The organism is Staphylococcus sp. HMSC36A10 (assembly GCF_001838845.1).
Taxonomy (GTDB): Bacteria; Bacillota; Bacilli; order Staphylococcales; family Staphylococcaceae; genus Staphylococcus; species Staphylococcus aureus.
Window position 1 is genome coordinate 147567 of record NZ_KV839126.1, and the last position, 13549, is coordinate 161115.

Sequence of the window (13549 nt, forward strand, 5' to 3'; positions counted from 1 at the left end):
AATGATTCTAGTCATAGATAATAATGATTCATTTACATATAATTTAATAGACTATATTAAGACTCAAACGAAACTAACAGTTCAAGTTGTTGGTATTGATAATCTGCTGATAGAAGACGTCATTAATATGAAGCCAAAAGCAATTGTTATTTCACCTGGGCCGGGTAATCCGGATGATTATCCTATATTGAATGAAGTGTTAGAACAATTTTATCAGCGTGTACCTATACTAGGTGTATGCTTAGGATTTCAATGTATCGTGTCTTATTTTGGTGGAAATATCATTCACGGCTATCATCCTGTACACGGACATACTACACAGTTACGCCATACCAATGAAGGTATTTTTCAAGGACTGCCTCAAAATTTCAATGTAATGCGTTATCATTCATTAATTGCTGACGGAGCGACTTTTCCAAATTGCTTAAAGATTACAGCCAAAAACGATGAAGCGATTATTATGGCATTTGAGCATATTACATTTCCGGTTTTTGGTGTGCAATATCATCCTGAATCTATTTTGAGTGAATACGGTTATCGACAAGTTGAATTATTTTTATCGAAGGTAGGTGATTACTGTGAGAATAGAATATAATTATCGCTACTATTTAACTGAAAATGAATATAAGCAATACCATATTCAATTAAAGGGATTTATAAAGAAGTATGTTGCTACTAAGTTGGCTGATGTGGGAGAAGTGATACACTTTGCACAAGCGCAGCAACGACAAGGTAGATATGTCTCGTTATATTTAAGTTACGAAGCGGCAAAGTATTTTAATCATGTTATGTGTACACATTCATTAGCTAAAGATGATATTTATGCAGTAGCTTATAGTTTTGAAAAAGCGGAAAGCATAAATTCAACATATGAACATCAAACTTCTTATGTATCAAAGCATCATTTTTCATTTGTTGAATCTTCTGAGGTTATGATGACTAATATTAAACGTGTCCAACAAGCAATTGTTGAAGGCGAAACGTATCAAGTGAACTATACGGCGCGCTTAACGGATAACATTTATTATCCTATTAGTACTTTATATGAACGATTAACTCAATTTAGTAATGGTAATTATACTGCGTTATTACAAACAGATGAAATCCAAGTAGCGTCTATCTCACCAGAATTATTTTTTCAAAAAGGACAGTTTAACAATGTCGATAACGTTATCATAAGCAAACCGATGAAAGGGACAATGCCTAGAGGTAAAACGGAAGCTGAAGATCAACAGTATTATAAAACATTGCAAACTTCTTCGAAAGATCGTGCAGAAAATGTCATGATTGTTGATTTACTAAGAAACGATATAGGGAGAATATCACAGAGTGGCTCAATTAAGGTGTATAAACTATTTTTTATTGAGGCATATAAAACTGTATTTCAAATGACTTCGATGGTAAGTGGTACTTTAAAAACTAATACAGACCTAACTCAAATTTTAACATCGTTATTTCCTTGTGGTTCGATTACAGGTGCACCGAAACTGAATACAATGAAATATATTAAACAATTAGAAAGTTCACCTCGTGGTATATACTGCGGAGCAATTGGACTATTACTTCCAACTGAAGATGATAAAATGATTTTTAATATTCCGATTCGTACTATTGAGTATAAATATGGACAAGCGATTTATGGAGTCGGAGCAGGTATTACAATTGATTCTAAGCCAAAAGATGAAGTGAATGAATTTTACGCAAAAACCAAGATTTTGGAGATGTTATAATGCAATTATTTGAAACAATGAAAATTGAAAATGGACATATCCCTAGACTTACTTATCATACTAATCGCATAAAATGTTCTTCTGAGCGATTAAACTTTAAATTTGATGAACATGCATGGCGAAATGAATTAAACGATGTAACAACAAAGTATCACAGTGGCCAATATAGACTTAAAATCGTATTAAATGCTGAAAGCGAATTTGAAACGATAGTGTCACCTTTACCTGAGAAAAGTAGTTTTACAGCAAAATTTCAAGTGTTGCCCAAAGTAGTTAATCCAACTTTTATAAATAATAAAACGACAGAACGAAAGCATTTAGCTCACAATCATGAAACAGATTTAATATTGCTAACTTCAGAGGACGGCAAGGTCCTTGAATTTGATATTGGCAACATTGTCATTGAAGAGGATGGAAAATGGTACACACCAAGTTATAAAGATGATTTCTTAAAAGGATGCATGCGTGATTATTTAATAGATAGTGACAAACTTGTTGAAAAAGACTTTAATAAAAACGAATTGATTTATAAATATCATAACAATGAGATACGTTTATTTTTGATAAATAGTTTACGAGAGGTTGCCGATGTCCACCTTTGCCTTTAAAATTATTATGATAATAATGTAGAAAATGATGTGAAAACAAATTTAAAAATTAAATGGGGCCAAATATGATTATTGTTTATATTGTGCTGTTGTTAATTCTTGTATACGTAAATTATCGATTAGTGAATCGATTGCTATCTGAAAATAGAATATATGTTGTTCGTTTGATAGCAACAATTACTACTGTTATAAGCTTTATCCTTGTATACGCATTAATTCACGAACTCATGCCTTTTGTTGTGCGGGCAATGGATTTAATGTATCACCAGTAAATTTAGTGAGTAGGTAAAATGAACTATTCAATCGATTCTATAATTAAAAATGAAAGTAAAGTAACCAAATATTGAAGAGGTGTACAAATGAAAATATATAGTCAAGGTGACCAAGCCATTGTAGTCGCAATTGAAAAAGAAGTATCTAAAAGTTTAACCGAAGATTTATTAACACTTCGCTCATATTTAATTGAACAAAATTATCCATTTATTATAGAAATTGTGCCATCAGAATCAGACATGATGATTGTCTATGACGCAAGGGATATGATTAAACACCATAATATACAATCACCTTTTTTATACATGAAAGCACTAATAGAATCGATTCATTTAAACATAAAACATGATTTTAACCAGCAAGATTTGATTGAAATACCAATTGTGTATGGTTCGAAATATGGTCCGGATTTAGAATCACTTTTAAAACATTACAAAATCAAGCTAGAAACTTTTATTGAATTACATTCTAAGGCGCAATATTTTGTTTCGATGATGGGATATTCACCTGGGTTTCCTTATTTAACTGGATTAAATAAGAAATTGTATATTAATCACACGAGTAAACAGAAAAAATTCATTCCAGCTGGTTCTGTAGTACTTGAAGGGAAAAAATGCGGTATTGTAACTACGGATACAATTAATGATTGGTTAGTTATTGGTTATACACCATTATCACTTTTTAATCCGAAAGAATCAGATTTCGCACGCTTAAAGTTAGGCGATAATATTAAATTTAGACCTATCAATGAAAATGAATTAGAAGTAGGAGCGTTTAAAGATGTCAATCATAATTGAAAAAAGTGGCTTATTCAGTAGCTTTCAGGACTTTGGCAGAAGGGGATATGAACATGATGGTGTAATTCCATGTGGTGCACTTGATACTTTAGCACATGAAATTGCTAATCGATTAGTTGCTAATGACAAGAATGAAGCAACTTTGGAAATGACTAATAAAATGGCAACGATTCGTTTTACAGAACCTACGCTGATTGCATTAGCAGGGGGTAATGTCAAAGCTTACACTGAGCATATGACTATATCTCCATATAAATTGTATTTGTTAGATAAAGGCGATGTTTTAAAGTTTAGAGAAACAAGTTATACATCGCGAGTGTATTTAGCTGTGGGAGGCGGATTTGAATTAGATGCATGGTTAGGATCTAACTCAACCGACTTTAATGTAAAAATTGGTGGTTTTAAAGGTAGAACATTACAAGATGGCGATGAAATAAAGCTTAAGAGAGATTATACAGCTCGTCATCATAAGTTATTTGAAAACCTTGCTCACACGAAACAAACAGATTGGGGTATTGATGGATACGCCTTGTCATTTAATTATATGTCTGATGTATTTCATGTCGTTAAAAATAAAGGTACGGAAGATTTTAAAGAAGATGCCATTCAAAGATTTGTGAAACATGATTATAAAGTAACGAGCAAAGCAAATCGCATGGGAATGATGCTTGAAGGTGAAAAAATCAAAGCTTTTTATGAAGATATGCCGCCGTATCAGACTGTCAAAAAAGGAACGATACAAATTAAGCGTGATGGCACACCTATTATCTTATTAAATGATCATTATACGTTAGGTAGCTACCCGCAAATCGGTACAATCGCAAGTTATCATTTAACGAAATTAGCACAAAAACCGCAAGGATCACGTTTGAAATTTCAATTTATAGATATTTTAACGGCTGAAAAGAACCTTGTTAAGTATAGTAACTGGTTAAACCAATTATTCCATGGAATAGAATATAGAATGCAATTAGAAATGATGAAATAATATTTGGTACGTAGCTCATACTCGAGTCCGATGCAAATAATTTCCTCCTAATGTATAATGAAATAATACTGTGTTTTATCTGCGAAATGTATCATATTCTAATTCGTTTCACAGTAAAATGAAAAGATGAAGTGTGTTTTTACTTGAATTTTGACTAAAATTACTCTATATTTATTAATTGAGCTATGCTTATTATTACAATTTGATTACAAATTTTAAATTTGTTAATTGAATGATAATATTAAATAAAGAAACTTACACAAGCAAATATGAGTTGTAGCCCAAAATACTTGTTAAATCAAAGTTGAAAGCTACAAATAATGAAAATTATAAACTTGAATCTGAAAGTAATTACTATAATTATGACAATGTTAACTTTTAAACGCACTTATTAATTAACTACATAATGTTAATATCTAATTTATTCAAGTACTTTCGCAAGATTTATTATCTAAATAACGGGGGAAAGAATCATGAGTTCACAAAAAAAGAAAATTAGTCTTTTTGCGTTCTTCTTATTAACCGTAATAACGATTACCTTGAAGACGTATTTTTCTTATTATGTTGATTTTTCTTTAGGTGTTAAAGGTTTAGTACAAAACTTAATATTATTGATGAATCCTTATAGTTTAGTAGCACTGGTTTTAAGTGTGTTCCTATTCTTTAAAGGCAAAAAAGCATTTTGGTTCATGTTCATAGGCGGCTTCTTATTGACGTTCCTATTATATGCCAATGTTGTGTACTTTAGATTCTTCTCGGATTTTTTAACGTTTAGTACTTTAAACCAAGTAGGTAACGTAGAATCTATGGGTGGTGCGGTTAGTGCATCATTCAAATGGTATGACTTTGTTTATTTCATTGATACGTTAGTTTACTTATTCATTTTAATATTTAAAACAAAATGGTTAGACACAAAAGCATTTAGTAAGAAATTTGTTCCTGTCGTAATGGCGGCTTCAGTAGCATTATTCTTCTTAAACTTAGCTTTTGCTGAAACTGACAGACCAGAATTATTAACACGTACATTTGACCATAAATATTTAGTGAAATATTTAGGACCGTATAACTTTACAGTATATGATGGTGTTAAAACTATCGAAAATAATCAACAAAAAGCGTTAGCATCTGAAGATGACTTAACAAAAGTATTAAATTATACGAAACAACGTAAAACAGAGCCTAACCCAGAATATTATGGGGTGGCAAAGAAGAAAAATATTATTAAGATTCATTTAGAAAGTTTCCAAACCTTCTTAATTAATAAAAAGGTTAATGGTAAAGAAGTAACACCGTTTTTAAACAAATTATCAAGTGGGAAAGAGCAATTCACATACTTCCCTAACTTTTTCCATCAAACAGGTCAAGGTAAAACATCTGACTCTGAATTTACAATGGATAACAGTTTATACGGTTTACCGCAAGGTTCTGCCTTTTCATTAAAAGGAGATAATACGTATCAGTCACTACCAGCAATTTTAGATCAAAAGCAAGGCTACAAATCTGATGTCATGCACGGTGACTATAAAACATTCTGGAACAGAGACCAAGTATATAAACACTTTGGTATCGATAAATTCTATGATGCAACATACTATGACATGTCTGATAAAAACGTTGTAAACTTAGGCTTGAAAGACAAAATTTTCTTTAAAGATTCTGCTAATTATCAAGCTAAGATGAAATCACCATTCTATTCTCATTTAATTACTTTGACTAACCACTATCCATTCACATTAGATGAAAAGGATGCGACTATTGAGAAGTCAAACACAGGTGATGCAACAGTTGATGGTTATATTCAAACAGCGCGTTATTTAGACGAAGCATTAGAAGAATATATTAATGACTTGAAGAAAAAAGGATTATATGACAATTCAGTGATTATGATTTATGGTGACCACTATGGTATCTCTGAAAACCATAACAATGCCATGGAAAAACTATTAGGTGAAAAAATCACACCAGCTAAATTTACAGATTTAAACAGAACTGGTTTCTGGATTAAAATCCCTGGTAAATCTGGTGGTATCAATAATGAATATGCTGGTCAAGTCGATGTAATGCCAACAATTTTACATTTGGCTGGTATAGATACGAAGAATTATTTAATGTTCGGTACTGATTTATTCTCTAAAGGTCATAATCAAGTAGTTCCATTCAGAAATGGTGACTTTATAACAAAAGATTATAAATATGTTAATGGTAAGATTTATTCTAATAAAAATAATGAACTCATAACTACTCAACCAGCTGATTTCGAAAAGAATAAAAAGCAAGTTGAAAAGGATCTCGAAATGAGTGACAACGTGCTTAATGGTGATTTGTTTAGATTCTACAAAAATCCAGACTTCAAAAAGGTAAATCCTTCGAAGTATAAATATGAAACAGGACCTAAAGCAAACTCTAAAAAATAATATTTAAACACGAACTCGGATTGATAAAATATCAATCCGGGTTTTTATTATGTTCTTTTATATTATGTTTTACATTATATGTGTTGATAAAAAGGTATATTATAAAGATCATTAGCATAGTCATCAAAGCCTTAACAAGTTTTATTTATAGTTGAAGCAACAATATATTAAATTATGACACTTAACGGTATCGATTTCTTTTGATTTCAAAAAGGTGTATAATGTATAGAACTGATTTAAGTACGTAGAGATTTCAACAGAAGAAGGAAGATGGGTATGGAAGCATATAAAATTGAACATTTAAATAAATCTTATGCCGATAAGACTATATTCGATAACCTAGATTTATCAATTTCAGAAGGTGAAAAAATAGGTTTAGTAGGCATAAATGGTACAGGGAAAAGTACGTTGTTAAAAGTAATTGGTGGTATTGATGATGATTTTACAGCCAATGTTATGCATCCAAATCAATATCGAATTCGATATTCGTCTCAGAAACAGGACCTTAATGAAGATATGACAGTTTTTGATGCAGTATTAAGTTCTGATACAACAACTTTACGCATCATCAAGCAATATGAGCAGGCAGTACAAGCTTATGCGGATGACCAAAGTGATAAATTGTTCAAGCGAATGATGGATGCGCAAGATGCTATGGATCAACATGATGCTTGGGACTATAACGCTGAAATTAAAACAATCCTCTCAAAACTAGGTATACATGATACTACTAAATACATTAAAGAATTATCCGGCGGACAACAAAAACGTGTTGTACTTGCTAAAACATTAATAGAACAACCAGATTTATTGTTATTAGATGAACCTACGAACCATTTAGACTTCGAATCAATCAGCTGGTTGATCAATTATGTGAAGCAATATCCTCATACTGTTTTATTCGTAACCCATGATCGATATTTTTTAAATGAAGTTTCCACTAGAATTATTGAACTAAACAGAGGTAAGTTAGCGTCATATCCTGGTAACTATGAATCTTATATTGAAATGCGCGCTGAAAGAGAAGTAACACTTCAAAAGCAACAACAAAAGCAACGAGCTTTATATAAGGAAGAACTTGCTTGGATGAGGGCTGGAGCTAAGGCTCGTACTACAAAGCAACAAGCTAGAATTAATCGATTTAATGACCTAGAAAATGAAGTTAACCAGCAATATAAAGACGATAAAGGTGAATTGAATCTTGCTTATTCAAGATTAGGTAAGCAAGTGTTCGAATTAGAAGACTTATCAAAGGCTATTAATGATAAAGTATTATTTGAACATCTGACGGAAATTATTCAAAAAGGTGAGCGTATTGGTGTTGTTGGGCCAAATGGAGCTGGTAAAACAACACTCTTAAATATTTTGAGTGGAGAAGACCAACAATTCGAAGGTAAATTGAAGACTGGACAGACGGTTAAAGTAGCTTATTTTAAGCAAACAGATGAGACCCTGGATAGAGATATTCGTATGATTGATTATTTAAGAGAAGAAAGTGAGATCGCAAAAGAAAAAGATGGAACCTCGGTATCTATTACACAACTTCTTGAACGATTTTTATTTCCAAGTGCAACTCATGGTAAAAAAGTTTATAAATTATCTGGTGGAGAGCAAAAGCGTTTGTATTTATTACGTCTACTCGTACACCAGCCAAATGTTCTGTTGTTAGATGAACCGACAAATGATTTAGATACTGAGACTTTAACAATACTTGAAGATTATATTCATACTTTCGGTGGTACAGTGATTACCGTAAGCCATGATCGCTACTTTTTAAATAAAGTTGCACAGTCATATTGGTTTATTCATGATGGTCAGATGGAAAAGATTATCGGAACTTTTGAAGATTATGAAAGTTATAAAAAATCATTAGATAAAAATAAATCCACATTGAAGCAACAATCTAAATCTTCTACAACTGTACGTAAGAAAAATGGTTTATCATATAAAGAAAAGTTAGAATATGAACAATTGATGAAACGCATAGAACAAGCGGAAGTAAGAATGGAAGAAATAGATGTGCTCATGATTGAGGCAAGTGCAGATTATGGGAAAATTAAAGAATTAAACGAAGAAAAAGAACAACTTGAAATTCAATATGATTTAGACATCACAAGATGGAGTGAGTTAGAAGAAATTAAAGAACAACAATAAGGGGTCAATTTATGATGCAACAAACATTATCGCATTACTTTGGGTATGAAACGTTTCGACCAGGACAAGAAGAAATTATTAGCAAAGTATTAGACCATCGTAATGTGCTTGGTGTCTTACCAACTGGTGGAGGTAAGTCTATATGCTATCAAGTACCAGGTTTATTGTTAGGTGGTACAACAATTGTAATAAGTCCACTAATATCATTAATGAAAGATCAAGTGGATCAATTAAAAGCGATGGGAATTCAAGCTGCTTTTTTAAATAGTAGTTTGACTCAAAAAGAGCAACAACGTATTGAAAAAGCATTATCAAATGGAGAAATTCAATTTTTGTATGTTGCACCAGAACGATTTGAAAACCGATATTTTTTAAATATGCTTCAGCGTATAAAGATTCACTTAGTCGCGTTTGATGAAGCGCATTGTATTTCTAAATGGGGTCATGATTTCAGGCCGAGTTACCAAAATGTTATTTCAAAAGTATTTACGTTACCTCAAGATTTTACAATAATAGCGTTGACAGCAACTGCCACGGTTGAAGTACAGCAAGATATTAGAGAAAAGTTAAATATCGCTCAAACTGATCAAATTAAAACGAGTACTAAGCGTAGAAACTTAATTTTTAAAGTAAATCCTACTTATCAACGTCAAAAATTTATATTGGATTATATTAAAACACACGATGAAGATGCAGGTATTATTTATTGTTCTACACGTAAGCAAGTTGAAGAGCTTCAAGAAGCCTTAGAAAGCCAGAAAATTGAAAGTGTTATATATCATGCAGGTTTGAGCAATAAAGAAAGAGAAGAAGCGCAGAATGATTTCTTATTTGATCGTGTTAAAGTAGTCGTTGCTACAAATGCTTTTGGTATGGGTATTGATAAATCCAATGTACGTTTTGTTATTCATTATAATATGCCTGGAGATTTAGAATCTTATTATCAAGAAGCCGGTCGTGCAGGTCGTGACGGGTTGAAAAGTGAATGTATTTTGTTATTTAGCGAACGCGATATCAATTTACACGAGTATTTTATAACAGTCTCTCAAGCTGATGATGACTATAAAGATAAAATGGGCGAAAAGTTAACTAAAATGATTCAATATACAAAAACAAAAAAATGTTTAGAAGCAACAATTGTCCATTATTTTGAACCGAATGAAAAATTAGAAGAATGTGAACAATGTAGTAATTGTGTTCAACAAGATAAATCATATAATATGACACAAGAAGCTAAGATGATTATTAGTTGCATCGCTCGTATGAAACAACAAGAGAGTTATAGTGTTATCATTCAAGTGCTAAGAGGAGAGTCAACAGATTATATTAAGTACAAAGGTTATGATCAAATTTCAACCCATGGTTTAATGAAAGGTTACACAACATCAGAATTAAGTCACTTAATAGATGAATTAAGATTCAAAGGGTTCTTAAATGAAAATGATGAAATATTAATGTGTGATACTTCAATTAAAAAATTACTCAGTAATGAAGTAGAAGTATTCACAACACCATTTAAGCAAAAAGCGACTGAAAAAGTATTTATAAATACGGTTGAAGGGGTTGACCGAGTATTATTCAGTCAGTTGGTAGAAGTTCGTAAAAAGTTAAGTGACAAATTAACGATAGCACCTGTAAGTATATTTTCTGATTACACGTTGGAGGAATTTGCTAAACGTAAGCCTGCTTCGAAACAAGATATGATTAATATTGATGGCGTAGGTAGTTACAAATTAAAACATTATTGTCCAGCATTTTTAGAAACGATTCAAAATTATAAAGCCAAAGTATAGTGAAGACACCTAGTAAGCATTCCTTGTTTTACTGGGTGTTTTTTTGAATTCAAGGTAAAATAACACTATTTCTTAACTGGAGATTACCTATTATTCATTATTTTATTAAAAAAGTTCAAGGATAAATCATTTAAATTTGAAAATTGTAATAAACGTGGTTAAATAGGGAATACATACATATAATCTCGGTTTTATGCTATGAGAAAAAAAGAGGTGGCAAAGTGATTAAGTTTAAAAATGTAACTAAGCGTTATGGCAAACATGTTGCTGTCGATAACATTAGTTTCAATATTAATGAGGGTGAATTTTTTGTGCTAATTGGACCTTCAGGTTGTGGAAAAACTACGACATTAAAAATGATTAATCGACTCATTCACTTAAGTGAAGGTTATATTTATTTTAAAGATAAACCAATAAGTGATTATCCAGTATACGAAATGCGTTGGGATATTGGATACGTATTGCAGCAGATTGCATTATTCCCACATATGACAATCAAAGAAAATATTGCACAAGTGCCACAAATGAAAAAGTGGAAAGAAAAAGATATAGATAAAAGAGTAGATGAATTACTTGAAATGGTTGGATTAGAACCTGAAAAATATAAAAACAGAAAACCTGATGAATTGTCAGGGGGGCAACGACAACGTGTAGGAGTTATACGTGCGTTAGCAGCTGATCCACCAGTTATTTTAATGGATGAACCGTTTAGTGCATTAGACCCAATCAGCCGAGAAAAACTTCAAGATGATTTAATTGAATTACAAACTAAAATTAAGAAGACAATCATATTTGTTACACATGATATTCAAGAGGCGATGAAACTTGGTGATAAGATTTGTCTTTTGAATGAAGGGCATATTGAACAAATTGACACACCAGAAGGATTTAAAAATAATCCTCAAAGTGAATTTGTTAAACAATTTATGGGTAGTCATTTAGAAGATGATGCGCCATGTGTTGAAGAGAACGCAATTATCCGTGACTTGGATATTATGAAACCAATCGATGAGGTTACATCTATGAGCGCTTATCCAATTGTTTATGACAATCAACCAATTGAAGTATTGTATCAACTTTTATCAGAGAGCGAGCGTGTCATTGTCATGCAAGAAGATAGCGTAGGTCAATATGTTATTGATAGGAAAGATATCTTCAAATATTTGTCCCAGAAAAAGGAGGTAGCTCAACATGACTAACTTTTTCGACATATTGAGTGAACGTAAGGGGCAACTCTTTTCGACAATGATAGAACATATTCAAATATCATTTATCGCATTATTGATTGCAACTGCTATTGCGGTACCATTAGGTATTTTATTAACGAAGACTAAAACGATATCTGAAATCGTAATGAATATTGCGGCAATTCTTCAAACCATACCATCGTTGGCATTATTAGGTTTAATGATTCCTTTATTTGGTATCGGTCGTGTGCCAGCAATTATTGCACTTGTAGTGTATGCGTTGTTACCAATTTTAAGGAATACGTATACTGGAATTAAAGAAGTTGATCCATCACTCATTGAAGCGGCTAAAGGTATAGGTATGAAACCATTTAGACGTTTAACTAAAGTCGAACTTCCGATAGCAATGCCTGTTATAATGGCTGGTGTAAGAACGGCTATGGTATTAATTATAGGTACAGCAACACTAGCAGCATTAATTGGTGCAGGCGGACTAGGAGATTTAATTTTATTAGGTATAGACCGTAACAATGCATCGTTGATATTATTAGGTGCAATTCCAGCAGCCTTATTGGCAATTATATTTGATTTAATTTTAAGATTTATGGCTAAATTATCTTATAAAAAGTTATTGATGACGTTAGGTGTTATAGTGATGATTATTATACTGGCTATCGCTATTCCTATGTTTGCACAAAAAGGTGATAAAATTACGTTAGCTGGAAAGCTTGGCTCCGAGCCATCGATTATTACAAATATGTATAAAATTTTAATAGAAGAAGAGACCAAAAATACTGTAGAAGTGAAAGATGGTATGGGCAAAACAGCATTTTTATTTAATGCTTTAAAATCTGACGATATAGATGGGTATTTAGAATTTACTGGAACAGTTTTAGGTGAATTAACAAAAGAACCATTGAAGTCAAAAGAAGAGAAAAAAGTTTATGAACAAGCTAAGCAAAGTCTTGAAAAGAAATATCAAATGACTATGTTAAAACCAATGAAGTATAACAATACGTATGCTTTAGCTGTAAAACGTGATTTTGCTAAACAACATAATATACGTACAATTGGTGATTTAAATAAGGTTAAAGATCAACTTAAACCAGGATTTACATTGGAATTTAATGATCGTCCAGATGGTTACAAAGCTGTTCAAAAGGCTTATAATTTAAATTTAGATAACATACGTACAATGGAACCTAAGTTGAGATATCAAGCGATCAATAAAGGTAATATTAATTTAATAGATGCATATTCAACTGACGCTGAATTAAAACAATATGATATGGTTGTGTTAAAAGATGATAAGCACGTATTTCCACCATATCAAGGAGCACCATTATTTAAAGAAAGCTTTTTAAAGAAACATCCAGAAATTAAGAAACCGTTAAACAAACTAGAAAACAAAATATCTGATGAAGATATGCAAATGATGAACTATAAAGTAACAGTTAAAAATGAAGACCCATATACAGTTGCGAAAGATTATTTAAAAGCAAAAGGGTTAATCAAATAACGACCAACGCCACATAAGATGCGTAACACCAAATTATATCTTATGTGGCGTTGTTATATTTAAATCTATAATTATGTTCAATTTAA

11 protein-coding genes are annotated in these 13549 nt (G+C 31.7%); all 11 read left to right on the forward strand.

Annotation, left to right across the window (positions count from 1 at the left end):
* The first annotated feature begins 1 nt into the window (after position 1).
* The 11 genes from HMPREF3247_RS11335 (at position 2) to HMPREF3247_RS11390 (ending at position 13463) form a co-directional block, all read left to right on the forward strand.
* Positions 2 to 595 (forward strand): anthranilate synthase component II, encoded by a 594-nt coding sequence (locus tag HMPREF3247_RS11335; RefSeq protein WP_000604515.1) that lies wholly within the window; start codon positions 2 to 4, stop codon positions 593 to 595.
* Positions 579 to 1730 (forward strand): chorismate-binding protein, encoded by a 1152-nt coding sequence (locus tag HMPREF3247_RS11340; RefSeq protein ID WP_001217797.1) that lies wholly within the window; start codon positions 579 to 581, stop codon positions 1728 to 1730. The genes HMPREF3247_RS11335 and HMPREF3247_RS11340 overlap by 17 nt, the downstream gene beginning before the upstream one ends.
* The gene (locus HMPREF3247_RS11345; protein ID WP_001175787.1) at positions 1730 to 2338 is read left to right on the forward strand and encodes an aminotransferase class IV; all 609 of its coding nucleotides are present in this window, start codon (positions 1730 to 1732) and stop codon (positions 2336 to 2338) included. The genes HMPREF3247_RS11340 and HMPREF3247_RS11345 overlap by 1 nt, the downstream gene beginning before the upstream one ends.
* 65 nt (positions 2339 to 2403) lie before the next feature.
* Complete coding sequence (locus HMPREF3247_RS11350; RefSeq protein ID WP_001790169.1) at positions 2404 to 2610, forward strand: hypothetical protein; 207 nt, start codon at positions 2404 to 2406, stop codon at positions 2608 to 2610.
* An 87-nt stretch (positions 2611 to 2697) separates the two neighbouring features.
* Positions 2698 to 3408 carry a 5-oxoprolinase subunit B family protein gene (locus HMPREF3247_RS11355; protein WP_000708692.1) on the forward strand — a complete coding sequence of 237 codons (711 nt, stop codon included), beginning with the start codon at positions 2698 to 2700 and terminating at the stop codon, positions 3406 to 3408.
* Positions 3392 to 4396: a 5-oxoprolinase subunit C family protein gene (locus HMPREF3247_RS11360; RefSeq protein ID WP_000022323.1), complete on the forward strand. Its 1005-nt coding sequence runs from the start codon at positions 3392 to 3394 to the stop codon at positions 4394 to 4396. Before HMPREF3247_RS11355 ends, HMPREF3247_RS11360 begins: the two co-directional genes overlap by 17 nt.
* A 473-nt stretch (positions 4397 to 4869) precedes the next feature.
* On the forward strand, positions 4870 to 6810 hold the full coding sequence (gene ltaS, locus HMPREF3247_RS11365) for a polyglycerol-phosphate lipoteichoic acid synthase LtaS (RefSeq protein ID WP_000098279.1): 1941 nt from the start codon (positions 4870 to 4872) through the stop codon (positions 6808 to 6810).
* Between the two features lie 270 nt (positions 6811 to 7080).
* Positions 7081 to 8964, forward strand: coding sequence for an ABC-F family ATP-binding cassette domain-containing protein (locus HMPREF3247_RS11375; RefSeq protein ID WP_000525111.1), 1884 nt, complete (start codon positions 7081 to 7083; stop codon positions 8962 to 8964).
* An 11-nt stretch (positions 8965 to 8975) separates the two neighbouring features.
* Positions 8976 to 10757 (forward strand): DNA helicase RecQ, encoded by a 1782-nt coding sequence (recQ, locus tag HMPREF3247_RS11380; RefSeq protein WP_000983677.1) that lies wholly within the window; start codon positions 8976 to 8978, stop codon positions 10755 to 10757.
* A 221-nt stretch (positions 10758 to 10978) separates the two neighbouring features.
* The gene (locus tag HMPREF3247_RS11385) at positions 10979 to 11956 is read left to right on the forward strand and encodes an ABC transporter ATP-binding protein (protein ID WP_000589260.1); all 978 of its coding nucleotides are present in this window, start codon (positions 10979 to 10981) and stop codon (positions 11954 to 11956) included.
* Positions 11949 to 13463 carry an ABC transporter permease/substrate-binding protein gene (locus HMPREF3247_RS11390; protein ID WP_000180991.1) on the forward strand — a complete coding sequence of 505 codons (1515 nt, stop codon included), beginning with the start codon at positions 11949 to 11951 and terminating at the stop codon, positions 13461 to 13463. The genes HMPREF3247_RS11385 and HMPREF3247_RS11390 overlap by 8 nt, the downstream gene beginning before the upstream one ends.
* The last annotated feature ends 86 nt before the right edge of the window (positions 13464 to 13549 follow it).